Origin of the sequence: Marinomonas sp. IMCC 4694, from assembly GCF_008122525.1 — a bacterium.
Classification (GTDB): Bacteria; Pseudomonadota; Gammaproteobacteria; order Pseudomonadales; family Marinomonadaceae; genus Marinomonas.
Genome location: NZ_VSRV01000001.1, coordinates 2364511 through 2389060 on the forward strand (window position 1 = coordinate 2364511; position 24550 = coordinate 2389060).

The 24550-nt window shown below is 47.7% G+C and carries 18 protein-coding genes; 11 read left to right on the forward strand and 7 right to left on the reverse strand.

Annotated features, from left to right (window positions below):
- Window positions 1-131: 131 nt before the first annotated feature.
- The gene (locus FXV75_RS10675; RefSeq protein ID WP_148833275.1) at window positions 132-1412 is read right to left on the reverse strand and encodes an O-acetylhomoserine aminocarboxypropyltransferase/cysteine synthase family protein; all 1281 of its coding nucleotides are present in this window, start codon (window positions 1410-1412) and stop codon (window positions 132-134) included.
- A 104-nt stretch (window positions 1413-1516) separates the two neighbouring features.
- Complete coding sequence (gene arfB / locus FXV75_RS10680) at window positions 1517-1930, reverse strand: alternative ribosome rescue aminoacyl-tRNA hydrolase ArfB (protein WP_148833277.1); 414 nt, start codon at window positions 1928-1930, stop codon at window positions 1517-1519.
- 171 nt (window positions 1931-2101) lie between these two features.
- Here arfB and hisA point away from each other — a divergent pair, with 171 nt between their 5' ends.
- The 3 genes from hisA to hemG all read left to right on the forward strand — a co-directional run bounded on the left by hisA (window position 2102) and on the right by hemG (window position 4938).
- A complete protein-coding gene (hisA, locus tag FXV75_RS10685) occupies window positions 2102-2863 on the forward strand; it encodes a phosphoribosylformimino-5-aminoimidazole carboxamide ribotide isomerase (protein ID WP_148833279.1) in 762 nt (253 codons plus the stop codon).
- A gap of 359 nt (window positions 2864-3222) precedes the next feature.
- Entirely contained in the window at window positions 3223-4197 is a 975-nt protein-coding gene (rsgA, locus tag FXV75_RS10690; protein WP_148833281.1) for a GTPase RsgA, read from the forward strand.
- A 210-nt stretch (window positions 4198-4407) separates the two neighbouring features.
- Window positions 4408-4938, forward strand: a complete 531-nt coding sequence (hemG, locus tag FXV75_RS10695; RefSeq protein ID WP_148833282.1) for a menaquinone-dependent protoporphyrinogen IX dehydrogenase — start codon at window positions 4408-4410, stop codon at window positions 4936-4938.
- A 33-nt stretch (window positions 4939-4971) separates the two neighbouring features.
- Here hemG and FXV75_RS10700 read toward each other — a convergent pair whose 3' ends face one another.
- Window positions 4972-5895 carry a LysR family transcriptional regulator gene (locus FXV75_RS10700; protein WP_148833284.1) on the reverse strand — a complete coding sequence of 308 codons (924 nt, stop codon included), beginning with the start codon at window positions 5893-5895 and terminating at the stop codon, window positions 4972-4974.
- Window positions 5896-6016: 121 nt separating this feature from the next.
- Here FXV75_RS10700 and FXV75_RS10705 point away from each other — a divergent pair, with 121 nt between their 5' ends.
- From FXV75_RS10705 to FXV75_RS10720, 4 genes are all read left to right on the forward strand, one after another.
- Complete coding sequence (locus tag FXV75_RS10705; protein WP_148833286.1) at window positions 6017-7927, forward strand: FAD-binding monooxygenase; 1911 nt, start codon at window positions 6017-6019, stop codon at window positions 7925-7927.
- Between the two features lie 120 nt (window positions 7928-8047).
- Entirely contained in the window at window positions 8048-8986 is a 939-nt protein-coding gene (gene argC / locus FXV75_RS10710; RefSeq protein ID WP_148833288.1) for an N-acetyl-gamma-glutamyl-phosphate reductase, read from the forward strand.
- Between the two features lie 67 nt (window positions 8987-9053).
- Window positions 9054-10466 carry an SLC13 family permease gene (locus tag FXV75_RS10715; RefSeq protein ID WP_148833290.1) on the forward strand — a complete coding sequence of 471 codons (1413 nt, stop codon included), beginning with the start codon at window positions 9054-9056 and terminating at the stop codon, window positions 10464-10466.
- 86 nt (window positions 10467-10552) lie between these two features.
- Complete coding sequence (locus tag FXV75_RS10720) at window positions 10553-12232, forward strand: NAD(P)/FAD-dependent oxidoreductase (protein ID WP_262368531.1); 1680 nt, start codon at window positions 10553-10555, stop codon at window positions 12230-12232.
- Between the two features lie 68 nt (window positions 12233-12300).
- On the opposite strand, the gene FXV75_RS10725 is transcribed toward FXV75_RS10720, so the two are convergent.
- Window positions 12301-12981 (reverse strand): hypothetical protein, encoded by a 681-nt coding sequence (locus tag FXV75_RS10725; protein ID WP_148833292.1) that lies wholly within the window; start codon window positions 12979-12981, stop codon window positions 12301-12303.
- Between the two features lie 248 nt (window positions 12982-13229).
- On the opposite strand from FXV75_RS10725, the gene FXV75_RS10730 reads away from it, so the two are divergent.
- Entirely contained in the window at window positions 13230-13409 is a 180-nt protein-coding gene (locus FXV75_RS10730) for a hypothetical protein (protein WP_148833294.1), read from the forward strand.
- Window positions 13410-13583: 174 nt separating this feature from the next.
- On the opposite strand, the gene FXV75_RS10735 is transcribed toward FXV75_RS10730, so the two are convergent.
- Entirely contained in the window at window positions 13584-14300 is a 717-nt protein-coding gene (locus tag FXV75_RS10735) for an SPOR domain-containing protein (RefSeq protein WP_148833296.1), read from the reverse strand.
- A 23-nt stretch (window positions 14301-14323) separates the two neighbouring features.
- Window positions 14324-14770, reverse strand: coding sequence for a YqaA family protein (locus FXV75_RS10740; protein ID WP_262368532.1), 447 nt, complete (start codon window positions 14768-14770; stop codon window positions 14324-14326).
- A 452-nt stretch (window positions 14771-15222) separates the two neighbouring features.
- Between FXV75_RS10740 and FXV75_RS10745 the strand changes: the two genes are divergently transcribed.
- The 3 genes from FXV75_RS10745 to glgX all read left to right on the forward strand — a co-directional run bounded on the left by FXV75_RS10745 (window position 15223) and on the right by glgX (window position 22669).
- Complete coding sequence (locus FXV75_RS10745; RefSeq protein ID WP_148833300.1) at window positions 15223-18348, forward strand: glycoside hydrolase family 15 protein; 3126 nt, start codon at window positions 15223-15225, stop codon at window positions 18346-18348.
- Between the two features lie 26 nt (window positions 18349-18374).
- Complete coding sequence (glgB, locus tag FXV75_RS10750) at window positions 18375-20570, forward strand: 1,4-alpha-glucan branching protein GlgB (protein ID WP_148833303.1); 2196 nt, start codon at window positions 18375-18377, stop codon at window positions 20568-20570.
- Window positions 20571-20638: 68 nt separating this feature from the next.
- Window positions 20639-22669 (forward strand): glycogen debranching protein GlgX, encoded by a 2031-nt coding sequence (gene glgX / locus FXV75_RS10755; protein WP_148833305.1) that lies wholly within the window; start codon window positions 20639-20641, stop codon window positions 22667-22669.
- On the opposite strand, the gene FXV75_RS10760 is transcribed toward glgX, so the two are convergent.
- Entirely contained in the window at window positions 22650-24452 is a 1803-nt protein-coding gene (locus FXV75_RS10760; protein ID WP_148833307.1) for an ABC transporter transmembrane domain-containing protein, read from the reverse strand. The two genes, glgX and FXV75_RS10760, sit on opposite strands and share 20 nt — an antisense overlap.
- Window positions 24453-24550: the final 98 nt, after the last annotated feature.

Genomic DNA, 24550 nt, shown 5'->3' on the forward strand with positions numbered 1-24550 from the left:
ATTAACCGATATTGGTCACCTGTTTTTCATCACACCAGCCTCCAAAAAGTCAAAAAAAAGGACGCTCTAATAAGCATCCCCTTCTAAGCACTTAACGCACTAAGTTAACAAAGCCAGACGACCCTGTATTTTTAAGCAACCATCACCTTATCTAAGGCTTGGCTTATATCCGCAATAATATCTTCAATATTTTCAATGCCTACCGAAATACGCACCAAATCTCGACTCACACCCGCTTTGGCTAGCTCTTCATCGTTTAACTGTCGATGCGTGGTAGACGCCGGATGACAAGCCAATGACTTAGCGTCGCCGATGTTTACGAGTCGAAGCACCATTTGCAACGCGTCGATAAACTGTGTACCTGCTTCGATTCCGCCCGCAATACCAAAGCTCAATACACCCGACGCCTTGCCACTGGTAATGCGTTTGCTCATTGCGTGGTAGGTATTATCGGGTAAAGCGGCGTAATTCACCCAGCGGATTTTTTCATGGTTTTGCAGATATAGCGCTAATGTCTCTGCATTTAAACAATGTCGCTCCATTCGTAAGCCAAGTGTTTCCAAACCCTGCATAATCAAAAATGCACTGTGGGGCGACAGCGCAGCGCCTGTGTTACGCAGTGGTACCACACGACAGCGACCTATGTACGCCGCGGCGCCCAGAGCGTCTGTGTAAACCACATCATGATAGGAAGGGTCCGGCTCGTTTAACATAGGAAAGCGTGCTTTATTGGCCACCCAATCAAACGCCCCAGAGTCAACAATCGCACCGCCGACGGTGGTACCATGTCCGCCGATGTATTTCGTCAACGAATGCACCACAATGTGTGCACCCAATTCAAACGGGCGACACAAAAACGGTGTCGCCACTGTATTGTCGACAATCAGTGGGATGCCATATTTATTTGCAATCGCGGCTAAAGCCTCAATATCAACAATGTTTCCGGCAGGGTTACCAATAGATTCACAAAATATCGCGCGCGTGTTGTCATCAATGGCAGCCTCAAAACCTGCAAAATCGTCTGCCGATACCATGCGGGTTTCAATGCCCTTGCGCGGAAAACTATGAGCAAATAAATTATAAGTGCCACCATAAAGCTGACTGGTGCTGACAATATTAGAACCCACATCGCAAATGCACTCAATCGCATAGGTAATTGCCGACATACCCGACGCCACGGCTAACGCCGCAATGCCTCCCTCCATGGCAGCAATACGTTGCTCCAATACATCCGTAGTGGGGTTCATAATGCGCGTATAAATGTTACCTTTTACTTTAAGATCAAACAGATCCGCGCCGTGCTGAGTGTTGTCAAAAGTGTAAGACGTCGTTTGGTAAATAGGAACCGCCGCCGATTTTGTGGTGGCTTCAGCGGTGTAACCGTGGTGGAGCGCAAGAGACTCTAACTTCATAATGAACAGACCTATTGTTGTTTTTGTAAATGATTAGAGCACTCATAATACAAGCATTCGAGATCACAAAAAAACAAGTTTTGTTCATTATAAAACAATCCAATTTAATCCCAGTTACTGCGACGCAAACTTTTAATTTGGCCTTTCTGCTTTTTTTGGTCCACGCGTTTTTTCTGTGAAGAGCGGGTTGGTTTCGTCGCACGGCGAGCTTTTTGCACCTGTCTTGCCTCAAGAATGATGGCTTTTAAGCGTGCCAAAGCGTCTTCTCGATTCATCTCTTGCGTGCGATGCTGTTGCGCTTTAAGCACAATATCGCCCTCTTTGGTGAGCCTTGAATCATTCAGCGCCAATAAACGCTCTTTGTAAAAATCGGGTAAAGACGACGCCGTCACATTAAAACGAAGATGAATCGCAGAAGAAACTTTATTGACGTTTTGACCGCCCGCGCCTTGCGCTCGAATCGCGGTCAGTTCTATCTCGTGGTCTGGAATCGCCACGGCGAGGGTAATTTGCAGCATGATGTCGGTGTTGTCATTCGCTATAAAGAGTGAGAACCGGATTGTAACAGGCTTATTAGCGGATTGCTTTTTGGTGGCTTGCCTTACCGCATCGTTTCTGGGTAGATTATCGGTTACAATCGCATTTTTTATCGTCCACGCATGACATAACTAGACTATTAGGAGCTTTCTGTGACCCAATTCCGTCCTTGTATCGACCTTCACCAAGGCAAAGTAAAACAAATTGTAGGAGGAAGTCTTAACGACAAAGGTGCCACAGAAAACTTTATCAGCGATCACAGTGCAGAATATTACGCCCGCATGTACCAAGAGCACCAGCTAGCGGGTGGTCATGTTATTGCGCTTGGCAAAGGCAACCAAGAAGAAGCTCTAAGCGCACTGCGCGCCTACCCAAATGGATTACAATTTGGCGGCGGTGTTAATAACCGCAATGCTTCGAGCTATCTATCAGCCGGCGCATCACATGTTATCGTAACCTCGTATCTGTTTGAAAACGGTGAATTTTCTTGGGATAGACTAGACAAAATCAAACGCGAAACTGGCACCGATCGACTTGTACTTGACCTAAGCTGTCGCCGTACCCAAAACGGCTGGTACATTGCAACCGATCGCTGGCAAACCATTACCTCCACTCAAGTAAGCCACGAAAATCTCATTGAATTAGCCAACCATTGCGACGAATTTTTAATACACGCGGCCGATGTAGAGGGCTTACAAGCGGGTATCGATGAAGACCTGGTTCACTTGCTTGGTCAAGGTTGCCCCGTTGCCGTTACCTATGCTGGAGGCGCACGATCTCTAAACGATCTTAAACGTGTTAACGAATTATCCAATGGCAAAGTGGATTTAACCATTGGCAGTGCTTTAGACATTTTTGGCGGCCACGGCGTCACCTTAGACGAATGCATTTTGTGGAATCAAGCACAGCGGTAATTTCAAAACAGAAGCAATGACTCGCCTTGCTTCTGTTTTTTTGTGTATATTCGTATTTTTTGTATGCTCAGTCCGTTTTGGGTTGATCAAATCCCCGTCATTATTGCTTTATTCCATACTTTCTTCATTCTCCAACACGCTAACCTAAATACCTTGTTTAGAAGCACAATATTTCTATTTGTCACCTTCTCACACTGTGATAATCTCGCAGATTAATAGTGTGTAAAGGACTATTTACAGTTTGGTGTTGTTGGGTATTTTTTGGTTAGCGCATAAATTATATTTATGTTTGCTTGTACTAATTGTTGAAGCACCTTGCTTCTTATTTACGATGGCGTATTTCGCTTGGGGTAGTAATAATGGATTCCACGTTCACTTTATTGGATTTGGGCTGGCAGGCTTATTTTCAACAACAGTTATCATTGGATGATTTAGAGTCTAATCGTATTGCACGTATCTGTTCACAACAAGAAAATCGCTTTGAGCTAGTGGGTGAATTTGGCTTTTTTACATTAGAAAATCACCCAGATTTGCCCCGCATGGTCGTTGGCGACTGGGTGATTACAGACAACGATCACGGTTTCTTACGTCTTTTGGAGTCACGTTCGAACTTTGAAAATATCGCGTCCAATATCGACACCGTATTTCTCATGTGCGCCTTAAATGAAGATTTTAATATTAACGTCATTAAACGCTACCTAGCACTAACGCACGAAGCGCAAGCGGATGCAGTAGTGGTTTTAACTAAGGCTGACACCTGCGAAGAGGCAGCAGAAAAGCGCGCTCAAGTCGAAAAGCTTGACCCCTTGTTGATCGTCGAAACGGTCAATGCGCTAGACGCGAAGAGCCTACGTTGTTTATCGCCTTTGCTGAAAAAAGGCAAAACGATTGCCCTTCTCGGCGCGGTTGGCTCCGGCAAATCCGCTTTGATCAATACCCTAATGACACCCACGGAAGACGGCAAAGCGCAAACCATGATTGGCGAGTCTGGTGTACTAAAGATACTGCCATCAGGCGCCATTTTGCTCGACACCCCCTTCATGCGTGAATTGCAATTGACGGAATTTGATGGCAGCGCCATTGCCGATTTTGCGGACCTTATCGCACTAGCAAAACAATGTCGATTCAGTGACTGCCGACACGACGGAGAACCAGGCTGCGCCATTAAAAACGCCGTCATGAACGATCGCCTCGATGCTCAACGCGCCGCAAACTTTCTTTTATTGCACAACGAAGACGACAGCGATCAAGTCACCCGATCTAAACCCCAAGAAAAATTCTATCGCAGCGCACAATCGGACGTTCGAGCCAGAAAACACAGCTCTGCAGAATAAAAGTCACCTTTACGAGTGATTGGTCATCAAGCGAACAACACAGCGACTTAGCCACACGTGAGTCGCTTTTTTTATGGCCCATTTAAGCAAAAACTAAGAAGCCAAAGACCTAACCTTTACAGCACGTCGCTGAGTGGTTATAACCTTCTTCATGTCGTGTTTTTACAAAATACGTTTTTCACTTCTAAGAGGCAGTTTCTCTGATCCATCATGTCCACTATTTTGCTAACCTACTCCACTACTGACGGTCACACGCTAAAAATCAGCCAAAAAATGCAGCACATCATTGAGCAACAAGGTCACCTTGTCACCTTGCTGCCTATAGAAAAGGTCAGCACCGACACACTGGCCAAACACGACAAAACCGTCATTGGTGCTAGCATTCGTTATGGCAAACACCAAAGGCAGGTCGTGAGCTTTATTCAACAACATAAAGCGCAACTGGACGGTAAACCGAGCGCGTTTTACACGGTAAATTTAGTGGCCAGAAAGCCTGAAAAATGCCAACCCGATACCAACCCTTATATTGTTAAACTCATGGCACAATTGGCGTGGCAGCCAAGTTTGCAAGGTGTGTTTGCAGGTCGGTTGAATTACAAAAAATATGGCTTTTTAGACCGCAACATGATCCGCTTTATTATGTGGATGACAAAAGGCCCGACCGACCCCGCCACGGATCAAGAGTTTACCGATTGGGACAGTGTCGAGCGATTTGCTCAAGCGGTAAGCGACATGACATAAATGACGACACGGGTACGCGTTTAAAGCCAAACATCACAAAGCCAACTCGAAAGTGGGCACAGACGTATCCAGCGAGCGCATGAAAACCTCAATTAATTGATGCACTTTCGTGTAGTCTGGCCGCTCTATATTGGCACTCTTCGACCACAGAGCGATGTCTCGACGAGGTCCTAATGGGCCGCTAACCTGAATCATTTGATTCGTATCAATGTCGTGTGTCATCAGTGCTAAACGCGCCGGCAAACGCACCACCACGTCCGACGTGCTCAACAAATGCAACACCGAACGTATGCTGCCAGTAAACGCCATACTGGCGGCTTTTAAGCCTACTAATTCACTCGGACGATCCAAAAAGCCCGCACTGGCTCCCGCCACAATCCAGTTTTGCTTTTCTAACACCTCAGCCGCGATAGGCTGACGTCCCCCAATCAAGGACGACTTTTTCCCCACGAACACCCCCGAGCGGTCGCGAAACAGCAGCGTACGGCTCAGCTCACCTTGTTTCACTGACAAATGCGCCGGTGCCAGCACAAAATCCAACTCGCCCTTTTGCAGTAAGGTAATTTGCGCCGCTGCAGACCCTGTCCGAAAATGAAACACATAGCGTTTTTCGCGCATAAAATACGCCGTCATCTGCGCCACCGTCGCAAACTCCCATAGGGGATCAATACCAATCACAAACTCGTGATGATAGCCACTGTGGTATTGGCGAATCACCTCTTCACTCTGCTCAGCCTCTGCCAAAATACGCTCACCAATTTGCGCCAGTCTGGCGCCAATTTCTGTTGGTTCCACCCCATAACGGGTGCGAATCAACACCGGTGCGCCCACCTTCATTTCGAGTAACTTAATACTGCGCGTTAACGTTGGCTGAGTAATGTACAACTGCTCACAAGCGCGACTTAAAGACCCCTGCTTCACCACAATCGCCAATTGTTTTAATAAGTTAGGATTCATCTATGCGTTTTCTATTAGTCTTAGTTTAAAAATCTATTTTTACTTATACCTAAAGCCCAGTAAAGTATTTTCACGGTATGTTTTATCTAACACAAAACGACAACAACAAAAGGAATCTACCATGCAATTTTACCAACACGGTTTTTACCCTGGTGACCCAAAAATTCACGACCCCGCCGATCGATTGATGGCGCCGCCCCTAAAGCACCCGTTACCAACAAAAGTCGATGTCATGATCGTCGGTTGCGGACCTGCGGGATTAAACCTTGCCGCGCAATTATCCAAATTTGACACCATTTCTACCTGCATTGTGGAGCAAAAAGACGACCGTTTATTAGTCGGTCAAGCCGATGGCATCGCCTGTCGCACCATGGAAATGTTCGAAGCCTACGACTTTGCTGATCACATTAAACAAGAAGCCTACTGGGTAAACGAAACGGCCTTTTGGAAACCTGACGCGACGCAACCAAAACACATCGCCCGCAGCAGCAAAATTCAAGACGTGGAAGACGATCTGTCTGAAATGCCCCACGTCATTATCAACCAAGCTCGTGTTCACGATGCATTTTTGGCGGTGATGCGCCATGGCGCCGCCAAAATTGAGCCCCACTACTCGCGCAAGTTACTCAATCTTGAGGTGGACCACGAAGCCGAAGACTACCCCGTTACCCTAACGTTTGAACGCCTAGACTCTCAGCACCTCGGCGTGATTGAAACCGTGCAAGCCAACTACGTAGTGGGTTGCGATGGCGCCCGCAGCACAGTACGCACATCCATTGGCCGTGAATTGCTCGGCGACTCCATCAACCAAGGTTGGGGTGTGATGGACGTGCTCGCGACTACCGACTTTCCAGACATTCGATTAAAATCCGCCATTCACTCCACCGACGAAGGCAACATGCTGATCATCCCCCGTGAAGGTGGGTACATGGTGCGTTTGTACATCGAATTAGACAAGCTCAAAAGCGGCGAGCGACTCAGCAAAAACACCATCACCACCGACTACCTCATTGCAGCCGCCAACCGCATCATGCAGCCTTACACCATAAACGTGAAGGAGATCGCCTGGTGGAGCGTGTATGAAATCGGCCAGCGTTTAACCACGGCTTTCGACGACGCCGAAGCTGGCCGCTTACCACACGTGTTTTTAGCTGGCGACGCCTGCCATACCCACAGCCCAAAAGCCGGCCAAGGCCTCAACACATCGGTAAACGATACTTGGAACCTAGGATGGAAACTGGCCCACGTACTCACAGGCAAAGCCAGCCCAACCCTTTTATCCACGTATTCAGGAGAAAGACAAGCCGTCGCTCAGCAGCTGATTGATTTCGATCGTGCGTTTTCAAAAATGTTCAGCGCCAAACCTATGTCTGCCGAGCACCCAGATGGCGTCGATCCAGCCGAATTTCAAAAGTACTTCCAACAATTTGGCCGCTTTACGGCGGGCACCGCCATACATTATCCGCCATCGGCCCTGGTGTCATCAGGTCATCACCAACACCTTGCCACAGGCCAAACCGTTGGTATGCGCTTTCATTCCGCGTTCGTCACACGCCTTGCCGATGCCAAACCCGTGCAACTGGGCCACAGCATTAAAGCCGATGGACGCTGGCACCTGCTTGCGTTCGCTGGCAACACAGACTTTATGAGCGACGACTGCCCCGTTCGCGCCCTGTGTGATTTTTTACAAAACGACACGAACTCACCCATCAAACGATTCACTAAAAAAAACCAAGATACAGACACCGTGATCAGCCTTCAGGCCGTTTTTCAAGCCTCACACCGGGACGCCGACATGCGTTCGGTGCATCCTTTGCTGCAGCCCAACAAAGGCAAATACGGCCTGAAAGACTACGAAAAAGTCTACAGCGCTTTGTCTTCACACGGTGATTTTTATGAAAAACGTGGCATAGATACTCACAAAGGCGGTCTTATTATTGTTCGACCAGACCAATACGTTGCCGATATTTTGCCTCTGGATGATTACCAAGCCCTAAGCCACTTCTTCGAGCAAGTTCTGTTACCGTCATAAAAAGCCGCACGGTTTAATGGTTTCACGCTTAAACCGTGCTTATTTCATCGAGCTGTTTTAAAATGCGATGACTCTCATGTACCGAGCCCACTGTAACGGCTCTTTGTAAGGAATCCCTCCGTGAAAAAAGTATTTATCGATGGCGAAACAGGCACCACTGGACTTCAAGTAAGAGAGCGCCTGATCCACCACCCGCACATCACTGTGATCAGCATTGACCCGGCAAAAAAACGCGACGTCGCAGAAAAGCGCCGTCTAATGAAAGAAGCCGATGTCACAGTACTTTGCTTGCCGGACGACGCCGCCAAAGACAGCATTCTTCTCGCAAAAGAAGAAAACTGCCGCGTGTTAGACGCCAGCTCTGTTCACCGTGTCGCTGAAGGCTGGGTGTACGGTTTGCCTGAATTAGACATCACCCAACGAGATAAAATAAAAGACGCACAATTTGTCTCTAACCCTGGCTGCTACCCAACTGGCGCGGTGTTGTTGCTTAAACCCCTAATAGAAGCCGGCTTATTGCCCGCCGATGGGGACTATTCTATTAACGCCATTTCAGGTTACAGCGGCGGCGGCAACGCCCTGATTGACCGCTACGAAAGCACAGAAAGCGCGCCACTTTTTGGCGCGTACGGTTTGTCGTTTAATCACAAACACCTAGCGGAAATGAAAGTCTGGGGTGGCCTTAGCAAAACGCCCATTTTCGTACCAAGCGTCGGCCACTTTCGTCAAGGCATGCTGACCTTTTTACCGATTTACCTACGAGGCGATACCACCATGGCGCAATTGCACGCCAAGCTGGCAGACACTTACGCCAACGACACCTTCGTCACTGTGAACGATTTAAACTTGGTCGTAGACAAAGCCGCGCCCTTCTTAACACCACACGACCTAGAAAATACCAATCAAGTTGAGCTGTCTGTTCTGAGCGAACCTAATGGTCAATCGGGCGTTTTGGTGGCGAAATTAGACAACCTAGGCAAGGGCGCTTCTGGTGCGGCGGTGCAAAACCTCAACATCATGTTGGGCTTTGCCGAAGACATCGCAGTGAATCTGCGCTAACACGCGCCGATACAAAGTGATTTAAAAAACGATTAAAACAATCAGCTAAAACACGACCATACCCAACATGACAACAAAACAAGACACCCCTATTCTTTCGAGTACAAAAGCTAAATTCAATTTGCCCTTGTTTTTGGTTATATTCATGACCTTAGTCGTGGGGGGGGTGTCGTATCAGTTTATGACGCTCAACCAATCTTTGGTGGCAGGGCTTTTGTTTGTTTGTATTGCGCTTTGGGCGACGTCTCTTGTACCGGCATTCTGGCCGGCGTTGGGGTTGTTTGCTTTTGCGACGGCCACGCAGCTGGCCCCCTCTGAGGTGATTTTTACTGGTTTTCAGTCGTCGACTTTTTGGTTGCTGTTCAGTGGCATGGTGTTTGGTGCAGCGATTAACCATACCGGACTCAACCGTCGCGCCACGCGCTTATTAATGCTGGTATTGGGCAACAGTTACCAAGGCACCATCATCAAAATTGCTTTTTTTGCCATGGGGCTGGCGTTTTTAATTCCTTCTGGTGTGGGGCGTGTGGTCTTAATCGTTCCCATTATCGCATCGCTAGCCGACCATTTTGGCTACGACCAAGAGTCCAATGGCCGCAAAGGCATGTTGCTGGCCGCAGCGTTTGGCACGTTTTTGCCCGCGTTTTCTATTTTGCCTGCAAACGCACCTAATATGTTGCTTTCTGGTATGGTCGAAGCGCTCTACACCACTCCTTTTTCGTATTGGGAATACTTGCTTTTGCATTTTCCGGTTTTAGGTTTAGGCAAACTGCTTGTTCTTATTGGCGTGATTTTGTGGCTGTTTCCCGACAAGGCGCCCAATGATGCGATTCAGGCCAGTATTGAAAAATCCACCGTTAGCAAAATCGAAATCCGTTTATTGTTTGTATTGTGTGGCTGTTTCGCGTTTTGGTTTACCGACGCTTTGCACCACATTTCAGCCGGTTGGATTGGTTTAATAGCGGCACTCGTTTGCTTGTGGCCCAGCGCAGGGCTCACGGGCAAAAATGCCTTAGACAAAGACATTCAATACGGCACTTTGTTTTTTGCGGCCGGTATTATTGGTTTGAGTGCCATTATTGCGCACTCCGGTTTGGGCACTATCTTGGTCAACTATTTAACGGATACCATCCCCTTTTCAGCCGATGCGGCGCTGATAAATCTGAGCTTACTCACGCTCATTTCCACCTGCGTTGCGGTCGTGACCAATCTGGCTGGCGTGCCTGCGATTATGACGCCTATGGCGGAGCACCTTGCCGACATCACCGGCTTATCCACCAACGCCGTACTGATGACGCAAGTCATGGCGTTTTCTAATGTTCTGCTGCCTTACCAAGCGCCTCCGCTGATCACCGCTATCGCCCTTAGCAACTTATCTGTCAGCGCTGTTACTAAGGTATGCTTAGCCACTTTTGCGCTGACCTGCGTTATTTTATTGCCTTTGAATCTTTTGTGGTGGCATCTGTTAGCAATGTTTTAACCCCTAACCACCATGACGGTATTAACAAAAAAATGCCCGTTTCTCTTCTGTAAATAAGGCGCTAAAACGCATTTCAAAACAGCTTTTTGACCGAAAATATCGTATTATCCTCGACCATAGCCATTAACCCAGCATTCGACTTATTGATTCCTATGATACGACTTTCCAATATTCAGCTTCCCCTTGACCACAATGACGACGCCATCCAACAGGCTATCTTGTCTTTACTTGGTATTACGCCCGAGCAACTGGTGCATGTTAATGTGTTCCGCCGCGGTTACGATGCCCGTAAAAAAACCAATATTTTTCTGATTTATACCCTGGACGTCACCACCACCTGCGACGACGCTTTACTCGCTAAATTTGCAGATCACCCGCAAATCAAAACCACACCGGATTTAGACTATCACCCGGTCGCGCAGGCGCCCGCAACGCTGACCGAACGCCCAATAGTGATCGGCTTTGGCCCTTGTGGTTTATTGGCGGCGTTAGTATTGGCGCAAATGGGCTACAAGCCCATCGTATTAGAGCGTGGTAAAGAAGTGCGCGAGCGCACCAAGGATACCTTTGGTTTTTGGCGTAAAAAAGTACTCAACACCGAATCCAACGTACAATTTGGTGAAGGCGGCGCTGGCACCTTTTCAGACGGCAAACTCTACAGCCAAGTGAAAGACCCAAAACAATACAGCCGAAAAGTGTTGCATGAATTTGTCGCTGCCGGTGCACCAGATGAAATTTTATACGTCAGCAAACCCCACATCGGCACCTTTAAATTGGTCGCTATGGTGGAAAAAATGCGCGCCCAAATCATCGAGCTAGGTGGAGAAATTCGCTTTAGCTGCCGTGTGGATGATTTACACATTGAAGACGGACAAATCACCGGCGTCACCTTAGCCGACGGCGAACAACTGCATTCCAAACACATCGCCATTGCCATCGGTCACAGTGCCCGCGACACTTTCGAAATGATCCACAAAAAAGGCGTTTACATCGAAGCCAAGCCTTTTTCCGTAGGCTTTCGTATCGAGCACGAACAATCAGCCATCGACAAAGCCCGTTTTGGTCCCAATGCAGGCAATGAGATTTTAGGCGCCGCTGATTACAAACTGGTTCACCATTGTAAGAACGGCCGCTCCGTTTACAGCTTCTGTATGTGCCCTGGTGGCACCGTGGTTGCCGCTACGTCAGAAGAACATCGCGTCGTGACCAATGGCATGAGCCAATATTCCCGTAACGAACGTAACGCCAACAGCGCCATTGTGGTCGGCATCGACCCATCCGATTACCCCGGCGGGCCATTAGCGGGTATTGAATTTCAAAGAGAATTAGAAAGCTTGGCGTACGTGATGGGTGGCAGTAACTACGACGCCCCTGCGCAAACCGTCGGGGCGTTTTTACGTAATGAAACCCCAGCGCAACTGGGTACGGTCGAACCGTCGTTCAAACCGGGGATCAAACTCACCAACTTAGCCGATGCTCTACCGGACTTTTGTATCGAAGCGATCCGCGAAGCCATCCCCGCATTTAACCGGAAAATCAAAGGCTTTGCCTTCGACGACGCCTTACTCACGGGCGTTGAAACTCGCACCTCGGCGCCGATTAACATTACCCGCGACCGCGACCGCTACGAAAGCATCAACACCAAAGGACTCTACCCAGCAGGCGAAGGCGCAGGCTACGCCGGCGGTATCATGTCCGCCGCCATCGACGGCATCAAAATCGCCGAAGCCATGGCATTGAGTATCAACGCTAAGACCTCGGCCTAATAAAAATAGGGATGCTACTTAGCACCCCTATTTTACTTATTTACAACACTCACTTCTCACTGGCTTTATTACACTAGACCAAAGCTAACAACACTTTCATTCTGATTAATAACACGATTCACACCTATCGACTCGGCGGCAAGTACTAATCCATTTAAGGTTCCGGTAATAAAAAAGTAGTCTTTATTACCGTAGCCACGCTGAATACATTGCATTAGCCCTTCCTCTAAGACAGTTTTTTTCTCGGCAATGACATCGTTCACATTAACTGAAAATCGATAGGCTTGGTTTCCTGCTGAAAACGTCATCTCACCAACGACGGGCTGGTTCGATAATAAAACACCGTAATTAAAATAAAAATCACAAGCCGGATGGTTCGTTGGGTGAATCGCTGGGCGAATCAGTTCCACCGCCGCGAAAGCCGGCAAAGACTCGACTAAACCAGACACATTTTTAATGTCGCGTGGAACAAAGGGCTGAAAACAGACTTCCAATTCCGTGCCGTTTATTACTTGATTGTCAATCGATATCCCAAAGGCGGGCAGCACCTGAAAATCAAAAATAGGCGATACGATCAATACCCCCTCTTGCTTCACGATCTTCCACCCCGCAACCGTGGCGCCTTTGGCCACCAGTTCTGCAATCAAAGCATCCTGAGCGGCACACAGTGCCTCGAAAGACGCCGTTAACGACAAGGAAGTATCATGGATATATTGATTTAATCGCTGAGAATATTCTTCGTACATCATAAACTGAATTCCGTTTGGTTAAAAAACTGACGCTTTAAAAAACTTTTCATGCACTCTATTACGTGTCAGTTTCTTTGGGTATTTTACCTGTGAAAACCTTTTTTATAGTTGCTTATCTCGCTTGGGCAATAGAATGAAAACCCCTGCAGCTCAACTTAGTAAAACGTCTAAAAGCACAAACTCTGAAAAAATCCCCCCGAAAATCGATTTAATAAAGCTAGGCAGCGCGTCATCAATCAACGATGGAAATGATGCTTCCGGAAATAGCGGAAGAACGCAGAAGAATGGAAAAAGCAGGCATGTTCATCGCAGACAATCATCAGAATGACGACGACCCAAGCAAACTACAGCCTTCAATGGAGGATCTACTTGAGGATCTGCTTAACAAATTTTCGGGACAAAAAACGATTTTTTTGGCTATTTTTTAAATAATATCAACAACTTAAACCGTATCTTGAAGAATATTATGAAGCAATTTTTCACCAAGACACTTATTTTTGATTGTTAACATCCCACCGTATTTGCAATGAGGTTAAAGGGTACCTCCCCTTTAACCTCATAATAAGGTTTATAAAGTTTTCGCCATACCTCTCACAATCGCTCTACAGGGTTTCGCCGTTGTATTGGGTCACTAGGCAATCGCCGCCTTTTTGCTTGAGCATGTTGCAAAAATCTTTGCTGAAGGATTTGTTGATAAAAGGTCCAACTTTGAGCTGGTACATGGTTCGGCCGTTGATGTTTTTTGAGTTTACTAACGGCACTAAGCCGTCAAACGCGGTTGGATTGGCGCTTTGCACTATTCGCCATCCGCGTGCGGCTTCATCACGATTGGCATAAGACGCCAATTGCACGCCAGACTGAACCTCTGAGGACACTGGCACTGGTGCGGCGGTTTTGGCTGGGGTGTTTTCTTGCACCGCCATGGCCACCATTGGTTCAGCGGACCGGGGCTCTTGAATGGGCGCCGACAACACCACGGGAGCCACGTTGATAGAGGGCATATTTTCATTGCTGGCCACCAAACCGGAGGCGTTGTTGAGTGAGGAATCATTCAAGGGTGAATCGGTTATAGCAGAGGCTTCCGAGCCAAATAGCGGTGAGTTTTGTGGCCCGCCATTTTGCTTCAAGCTGGCTATTTCAGCTTCCAAGGCGTCGATACGATCCAATTTTGTTTGCACTGTTTGCCATTGCTCGTCATGTGATCGAACTTTGTCTTGCAGGTCCCCATAGGTCATGAAGGTGTTTTTTTCGTCCATTGATGAGCAAGCGCCTAATGACACCCCTGCCATCACTAATATCAGTGTTTTTGACATTGTCATGTTTTCGTTCTCCGTATACATCATTAGGGTAGAAGGTTGCCATTGAGTAAGATAACCTGCTGACCCCATAAAACTAAGGCATAACGCGCCGCTTTACCAATAAAAACCAAGGGTAAAAAGTACTTCAAGGGCGTTCGTAATACACCCGATATTAAAGCAATCCCATCTCCAACAATAGGCAGCCAAGTGAATAATAAGCTGTAAACACCATAACGGTTAAAAAAACGTGCCGCCTTTGCTCGTCCGCTGGGGTTTACAGGAAACCACCTCTTGTGTTCATAACGCACTAAATATCGGCCCAACCACCAATTCGTCAGCCCGCCAAGCGTGTTGCCCATGCTGGCCCAACACCCTAAAAACACTAAGGATAGGCTCTCATCATTGGCGTAATACAAGAGCAACGCTTCTGAGCCAAAAGGTAACAGCGTCGCCGATAAAAAAGACGCCGCAAAGAGAAAAAGATAGTCCAAATTCGCTCGCTTATTAGGTTTGAGCACTGCAAAAACGCAGGGAAGCATCAAGCGCTTTTAAGGCATGTGCTGGTGGAATTTAAGCATATACAAAAAACCCTACAACCGGCAACTAAACAGCCCACTCAAGTGGCAATTCCACGGGCAATTCAACTCATAATAGCGCGCTATTGGGTCGTTTTAGGTTTGTATTTAGCCGAGGAAACAGTGGCCATTGAGGTGCCTTGAAAAGGCGCTCAATGGTTTTTTTTGCTCCTATTTTGTGCACATAATACCTTTAAATGAGCCATCTGGACTCTTTTTTACAATTAAGTGAAAAAGAAGTCTCTTTAGTGCGTTAACTTATTGGTGACTGTCATTAAGTTTGGGTATAGTGATTTTCAAATCGACTCATCAATAGGGTTTGAGTAACATTCACCGTTTAAAACAAACGCGTTTTTAAAGGATCGAACATGGCGTCTGATACGCAAGATAAGCTAGATTCTCTTTACCAACACATTCAAGCCGTCATTTTGTCCCGACAACATCCCGTTACCGGCTTGTTTCCCGCCAGTACGAGCATAAATAATCACGGTAATTATACCGACGCCTGGGTGCGAGATAATGTGTACAGCATTCAGGCGGTTTGGGCGTTGTATTTGGCGTATAACCGCGCCTCTAACCCACAAAAACGTGCCGATGAATTAGAACTTTCCTGTGTCAAAATGATGCGAGGTTTGCTGTTCGCGATGATGCGACAGTCCCACAAAGTTGAATCGTTTAAGCACAGCTTAGACCCGAAAGACGCCCTGCATGCTAAATACGATACCAAAACGGGTCTGGAAGCGGTCGCTGACGATGCCTGGGGGCATTTACAAATCGACGCCACCAGCTTTTACCTGCTGATGCTGGCACAAATGACCAAAGCCGGGAGTAAAATGATTTTTTCCCGCGATGAGTTTAACTTCATTCAGAATCTTATTTACTACATTTCACGTACCTATCGCACGCCAGATTACGGTATTTGGGAACGGGGTAATAAAGTTAATAACGGCAAAGCTGAGATCAATGCCAGCTCTGTGGGAATGGCAAAAGCCGCCATGGAAGCGCTGGATGGGTTAAATTTGTTCGGTGACAATGGGCCTGAATGGGCGGTGATTCACTCCTTCGCAGACGCGGTTTCACGCGCTGGGTCTGTGCTGCAATCGTTACTGCCCAAAGAGTCTCGCTCAAAAGAAGTCGACAGCGCGGTATTGAGCATTATTGGCTTCCCTGCGTTTGCGGTGAACGATGAGAAACTCGCCAAACGCACCCGTCATGAAATCATCAGTAAATTGGGCGGTGAATATGGCTGCAAACGCTTCTTACTCGATGGACACCAGTCGGAACTCGAAGACCAAACGCGTATTTATTATGAGTACGATGAACTGATTAACTTTGAGCACATCGAGTCAGAATGGCCGCTGTTTTTTACGTATTTGTATATAGATCGATTATTCGCAAGAGACTGGGAAAGTGCGAACTATTATCGCCATAAATTAGAGTCTTTGATGGTCGAGAAAGACGGTCAAATGCTGCTGCCAGAATTGTATTACGTGCCGCAAGAATGCATTTTGGCAGAAAAAGAAAAGCCCGGATCACAAAAACGGGTACCCAATGACAACTTGCCTCTGGTCTGGGCGCAAAGCTTGTTCTTAGTCGGAAAAATGCTCGATGAAGAGCTGATCACCACCGACGATTTAGACCCTCTTGGTTTGCACCGAATTCAATATCGCCCTAATAAAGCCACCACATCTATGGTGATTTTGGCGCAAAACGACAAGGTAAAACAGAAGTTGATCAATGCCGGTTGCTTGTGTCAGACGCTGGAAGACATCGCGCCACTCCAAGTCATCAGTGCGGAACAATTGGTCCAGACGTACCGTCACCTTGGCGCATCGGATACCTTGGGGCTGACTGGCCGACCAAACCGTGCGTTAAACAGCCTAGCGACGTCGCAAGCCTTTAACATCAATGATGAAAGCTTTTTGTGCTTGTCATGGATTCAAAACGAAGACAAAGATTACCGTAAAATCGACCCGACTCTTTTTCAAGCCCACATTCGTAACGAATTAAAGATCATTGCGGACCATTGGTATTATCAGGCTAATGCGGTGTTCACCATTTTGATTGATGACGCCATGAGTGAAATGAAAGGCTGCGATGAGTTATTTGAATTTATTCGTTTGTTGCAAAAACGCGAGCACGACGAGTTTCGTGTAATTCCCCAGTCGGCTAAAAATGCGTTTAAATCGGGCAACCGTCGATCGATTATGATCAACACTCTGGATCAGCAACCGCTGCGCACCAAAGTGCCACTGCACGATGCACCTTGGCCGTTGTCTGCAACACCCAAAGCCTACGATTCCGCGGCGCAAAAAACCGCAGACACAGAAACGCTGTTAAACCAGCTGCTTGAGCAACCTGATATAAATCAAGCGGTTGATTGCTTGATGGAGCTAGGGCGTCGCCGCGCCCTAATGAACACCATCTCGAATTCAACGCCAGCCGTCACGGCGTACAAAGTATTAACCAGTGTGTATTTTCAGGCGCTTCTGACCGAACAATGGCGCCCAGCGCGTCAGCTTTATTCATTACTGCTGAAGCCCTCTACCGACTTGGCGACCTACATCGCAGATATAACGGTTCGTCAGCGACTGTTGGTGATTGGTGAAACCCCCGAAACCGAAATAGCCATTCGTTCTCCGCTTCATCAAGATGTGATTTTAGAAAAATTAAGCAGTGTGTCCACGTCGTCTATCGGGCTGGTTATTTGCCATGAGTTGATCGCCATTGCCGGAACGCTGATAAAAGTCAACCCAGATTTCTTCTCGGGGGTGCGCACTATTCGAATTTATAACCTTGCTGTGTTGTGCGCTCGCCAGTTTGACCCTGAAGAAACCGCCGCGGTTTACGATACCTTATCTCACGTATCACCCAGTGAGCTTTACGAAACGCTCAAACAAGTGTTACAACAAAAGCACAGTGAATATACGCATGTTGCGAGTAATTTACGCTACCACCACAGCACAGATGCCCAAAGCAAAATGAAAGATGTAGACTGGTTTGATTGGCGTGCCGAACAGGGCATGATAACCAAGCTGCCTGAATCTATGCTATTGCAGCTTTGGGAAAGTTTAAGCCATGCCAACACCATTGTATTTGGTGACATGCAAAGTAAAACGGCGCTGGATTGCAAGCGCGCCCTAAGCTCCATGACACCAGGTGAAGATACGTTCGCGCTACTAATAGAAACGCTAACCTCTGACATTCACCCTAGCTGGTATAAGAGCCTTATTTTTGAAGGTCTTTACGCGTTTATCCAGTTTTGTCAGCAACATAAAAATTGCAAATTTGAACAAGAAATTAATTTACCTGTTGTAGTCACACAAGCTGCTTTAGACCATGCTAAACAGTCTCAAGTCAATCACTCTGAAGACAGCTTAACGGACGCCGCGCTGGATGAATTTGCCCAATTAACACCCAACAAAGTCAATCAATATTTACGTTGGGCTGTGAGCAAACTACACAGTCATCAGCACCAAAATACATCGAGTTAACAAGCTTACGCTTGCTGGAGAAGTGAATGGATTTTATAAAAAATGCCCTCATCAATGATGTTTTAAACACACATTGTTCCGACCCGTTTGGCTGCCTAGGGCTGCAAACACATCCGAACAAACGCGGTTTGTCATTGGTTGTTTGGCAACCAGAAGCCCAATCAGTGCGGGTGTTGGCGATTGATTCTGACACCCTATTGGCGACCATGAAGCCCACCTCAGACGCGGGCTTGTTTTACGCAGAATGGCCAAAGACCACAAAACGTTTTCATTACCGTCTGGAGGTTACGTATCACGACAACAGCACGCATACCTTGGTTGACCCTTACCAATTCCCCAGTACTACTTTTGTCGACCCTGAACACCACCAAGCCAGCTTGTACAAAAGCCAAGGGGCGATCCGCGCTCGCGCTAAGATAAACAACACGCTGTCGATCCAAGGCACGCGTTTCGCGGTTTACGCCCCGGCTGCGCGGTCTGTGTCTGTGGTGGGTGATGTAAACGGCTGGGATGGTCGTCTCCACCCCATGTCCAGTAACGGCGACGGCATTTGGCGTTTATTCATTCCTGATGTGAATCACGGTGCGCGCTATAAATTCGAAATTCGTTCCAACGCGGGTGATTTGTTGCCCCATCGTAGTGACCCTTATGCCCAGCGTATTGAGCAATTTCCCTCGTTTGCCAGCGTCACTTGCTTCGACAATAAGCATCAATGGCAGGATGACAACTGGGTCAATCGCCCAATCGAAGACCTGTACGAAAAGCCCATGAGCATTTACGAGCTGCACCTTGGCTCGTGGCGTCGTAAAGACGATAACCAACCACTGACGTACCTTGAACTGATCGATCAACTGGTGCCTTACATTCAAGAAATGGGTTATACCCACGTCGAGCTCTTACCGATTACCGAGTACCCGTTCGATGGCTCTTGGGGCTATCAGCCAGTGGGTCTGTACGCCGTGACCTCGCGATTTGGTACGCCGGAAGAGTTTAAAGCCCTTGTTGATGCTCTACACCAAGCCAACATCAGCGTTATTATGGATTGGGTGCCGGCACATTTTCCAGCCGACAGTCATGGATTAGGCAATTTTGATGGTTCCAAACAATACGAATACCCGGACCCAAAAAAAGGCTGGCATCCAGAATGGAACTCGCTGATTTACGACTTTGGCAAAGAGCATGTGGTCAATTATCTAATCAGTAATGCGGTATATTGGTTGGAAGAGTTCCATATTGACGGCTTGCGAGTAGATGCTGTGGCGTCCATGTTGTATTTGGATTACTCCCGTGAAGACGGTGAATGGATTCCCAACAAAGACGGCGGTAATCATAACTACGAAGCCATTGATTTTCTGCGTCGTTTAAACGAAACCGTTTACCTTAATCACCCGCGCTGCTTCACTGTTGCCGAGGAATCCACGGCGTTTCCTGGCGTGTCTAAACCGACCTACATGAACGGTTTAGGCTTTGGCTTTAAGTGGAATATGGGCTGGATGAACGACTCGCTGGACTACATTAAAAAAGACCCTATTTACCGACAGCATCATCAAGGCGAGCTGAGTTTCAGCATGGTGTACGCCTTTGATGAACAGTTCGTGTTACCGATTTCTCACGACGAAGTCGTGCACGGCAAAGGCTCCATGATCACCAAAATGCCCGGCGACGCTTGGCAAAAGTTTGCGAACTTAAGGGCGTTTTCGGCCTATATGTATTTTCATCCGGGCAAAAAGCTCAACTTCATGGGCAACGAATTTGCCCAAGGCCAAGAATGGAGCCATGAACGCTCCCTCGACTGGCATTTACTCAATACCGATGTACACAAGGCACAACAAGCCTTGTCGAAAGATTTGAATCACCTGTATTCAAGCGAAGCCAGCTTGCACCATGACCACTCTCACCAAGGGTTTGAATGGATCAGTTACGACGACAGCGCCAACAGTATTTTGGCCTTTGCCCGTAAAGCCAAAGACAGCCCAGAGCATAGCGTCGCGGTGATTAACTTTACGCCCATGGCTCATGGAGATTATCGCGTTGGCGTCCCTCAGGCAGGTCGCTATCAAGTCGTTATGAATACCGATGACGCTCAATATACCGGCAGCGGTTTTGTCACCACACAGACCTACTACACGCAGGCGGTTTCAAGCCATGGCCGTCAGCAAAGTATTGAATTGCAAGTACCGCCGTTGGCCGGTGTGTTATTGCGTTGGCTTGGTAACGACTGAGCCGGGCTTTCACTCTCCTACATTTTAAAATATCAATAACCGCTTAGAGAAAGAAAAAAGAGAGCAAGATGACGACAACAGACCACGCAATATCAACCGGCTCACCCTTTCCTCTTGGCGCAACGGTGACGCAGAGCGGCGTCAACTTCGCTGTGGTGTCCGAAGACGCAAGCCAGTTGTATTTGTGCCTGTTTGATATGAGTGGTAATGAGCAAACCCGTTTGCCTTTTACACAAAAACACCGTGGTATATGGCACATGGAAGTGCTGGGGCTCACCGAAGGACAGCATTATGGGCTGCGCGCCGAAGGCGCTTTTGAACCAGCGCAACAGCAGGTGTTCAATCGTCATAAACTCTTAATCGACCCTTATACGAAAGACCTCAGTGGTAAATTGGTCTGGCATCCGGATCAAGCCGCCCTCACTCAAGACAACCAGCCCAACGTCGTTGATTCAGCTGATTGCGTGCCTAAATCCATTGTACGAACGATTCAATCATCACCCGATCGCCCTAAACGTGTGCGTATTTCGCCCACCAGCCGTGCCTTGTATGAATTGCATGTTAAAGGTTTCAGCCAGAACTTGCCCATTGCCGATGCATTGAAAGGCACCTATTTGGGCGTGATCTCTGCTCCCGGTATCGCGCACTTACAAAGCCTGAACATCACCACCATTCAGCTGATGCCATGTTTTAGTTTTATGAATGAACGGCATTTACAGCCATTAAAATTGAACAATTATTGGGGCTACAACCCAGCAAGTTTCTTTGCACCTGAGCCTTCTTATGCACAACAAGATGCTGTGGTGGAGTTTCAACTTATGATAGACGGCCTTCGCCAAGCGGGTTTCGAAGTCATTTTAGATGTGGTGTATAACCACACAGCCGAAAGCGAGCTCAACCAGTCGAGTGTGTGTTTTCGAGGGCTCGACAACGCGCGTTATTACCGCCATCAGCACGGTGACTATTTGAATTACACCGGCTGTGGCAATTGCATCGACACCTTCAGCCCGAGCAGTATTCGCCTGATTTGCGACAGCATGCGCTACTGGGTAGAGATCATGGGCGTTGACGGTTTTCGTTTTGATCTGGGCGTAGATTTAGGGCGTACCGATCATGAATTCACGCCAAATGCGCCTTTACTGCAAGCCATTCTACAAGACCCTATTTTAAGCACGACTTGTTTGGTGATGGAGCCTTGGGACATTGGTCCAAATGGCTATCAAGTGGGGCAATTCCCTAAAGGCTTTTTAGAATGCAACGACCAATACCGCGACACGATTCGCCGTTTTTGGCGAGGTGATAAGGGCGCGGTGCCAGAATTCGCCACACGTTTTATGGGATCTCGGGATTACTTCCATAAAGGCCAAAAAAGCGCTTTGCATTCCGTGAATTACATCACCTATCACGATGGCTACACCATGAAAGACCTAGTGTCTTATCACCAACGTCACAACATGGCGAACATGGAAAACAACCGCGATGGCCACGGGGACAACATCAGTCAAAACTTTGGCATCGAAGGGGAAACAAGTGATCAGAATATTCAGGCACAGCGTTTAAATCAGCAGCTTTGTTTTATGGCCACGCTGTTGTTAAGCCAAGGCACGCCGCATATTCTTGGCGGGGATGAGCTGTCTCACTCACAACAAGGTAACAACAACGCCTATTGCCAAGACAACGATCTCACCTGGCTCACTTGGCAAGCAAGCCAAGCTCGCACTGAGCTGCAACATACCATCTCGACCCTTATGTCGTTGCGCAAACGCTACCCTATTTTGGCGAACCTTCACCTTGATGATGACACCTTGTACCAGCATACCGATGCCGACCACATTGAATGGTTAAACGAACAGGGTGTCCCCATGACAGGGGCAAACTGGTCCGACAAAAATCGCCACTTTATCGCCCTAACCCTCACGTCAGCGGATCTTTTGGCACGCTTTTGGATCGTCTTTTATAACAGCGACACGCCAATTAACGCCACCCTACCAAGCGACCCAAAACACCTAAAAGCTCTCTATCAAACACCCGGTATGGCAATAGAAAACAACCAACTCAACTGCGCCTATCGTGGTGTATTTATTGGACAGATTGGCTAAATTGCAAGTCTGCTAGGCGCTTGTAAAGTTCACAACACTCAAGCAGTTGAGTGTGAGTGCCTTGTGCAATGATTTCACCTTGTTCCATCACGATAATACGATCGGCATTCAGTACGGTTGCTAATCGATGAGCAATGACCAAGGTGGTTTTGCCTTTCATCAAGGGTTCAAGCGCGGCTTGCACCTTGCTTTCGCTTTGTGCGTCTAAAGCGCTGGTAGCTTCATCCAACAGTAAAATGGGGGCGTCTTTTAAGATGGCTCTCGCAATAGCAATGCGCTGGCGCTGACCGCCAGACAAGCGCACGCCGTCTTCGCCTAATCGGGTATCGTATCCCTTATCTAAACGCGAAATAAAGTCATGGGCATTGGCTTTCTCAGCCGCCTGCTGAATTGACTCATGGCTGGCATGACGATCTGCATAGCCCAAATTGTCGTACACACTTTGATCAAACAACACCGTCTCTTGTGGCACCAAGGCAAAATACTGGCGCAGGGTGTTTAAGTTGAGCGCTTGAATATTGTGCCCCGCTAAACGAATCGCACCGCTTTGCGGGTCATAAAAGCGCAACAGCAGTTCAAACAAGGTCGATTTGCCCGCACCAGATGACCCAACAAGCGCCACCATTTCCCCTTGTTTCACTGAAAAAGACAGATTTTTTAGCGCCGGATAATCCGGCCGAGTCGGATAACAAAACGTTAGTTTGTCAAACGTAATAATGTCACCTACAGGCACTGCTTTTGTTTCTGTTTTTGTTTCTGTTCTTGTGTCTATGTCTAAATCAAATTGCCCCACAGGACCGCTAACAATGTCACTCTTCGCACTGAGTAATTCCATCACGCGCTCAGCGGCGCCAGCGGCACGCTGTAACTCGCCCATCACCTCAGATACTGCCCCAACAGCCCCTGCGACAATAATCGAATAAAACAAGAAGCTGGCCAAATCCCCAGCACTGATGTCACCAGAAATCACATCTTTCCCACCAAACCACAACATCACGCCAATGCCGCTCATGGACAATAAAATCACCATTAACGTCAGCCAAGAGCGCTGTTGAATACGCTTTACGCTCACATCAAACGCACGATCGACCGCGTCAGAAAAACGCTGCACATCATGCGCTTCATGCCCAAACGCCTGCACGACTTTTATATGACGCAACGCTTGAGACAGATAACGGCCCACATTGGCGATTTCGTCTTGGCTATCGCGAGACAAGCGCCGAACTCGACGGCCAAAATACACCACAGGCACAATAACCAAGGGTACGCACGCCAATAAAATCAGCGTCAGCTTAAAATGCATAATCAGTAAAAACAGAATGCCGCCTATTAGCATCAAGCTACTGCGTAAAGCAATCGACAAAGACGAACCAATCACACTTTGTAACAAGGTGGTGTCGGCGGTAATACGAGACTGAATTTCACTGGGGGAATTATCTTCAAAAAATGACGGTGATAAGGTCAACAGATGCGCAAAGACCGCTTGGCGAATGTCGGCCACCACACGTTCACCGATCCATGACACAAGAAAAAATCGACAAAAGCTACCGATGCCGAGCAAGAAAACCAATCCCATAAACACCAGCAAGGCGTGATTTAACCCCTGTTCTGAGCCGGATGCCAACCCCCGATCAATCAGCAACTGCACGCCTTTACCTAAGCTAAGCATGGTGCCAGCGGTGACAACCAAAGCGATCAAGGCAAACACGATATGTCGGCGATAAGGCCGTAAAAAAGGCAACAATATTGTGAGACTGGCTTTAGCGGTTAGCGGCGTATTCATAATCAGAGTTACCCAAAAAATTTTAGATAACGTTACTATACGCCACTCAGCCAAATACCATTAAGGAAAAGCAAAGAAACTCAGTTCGAACGAAATGA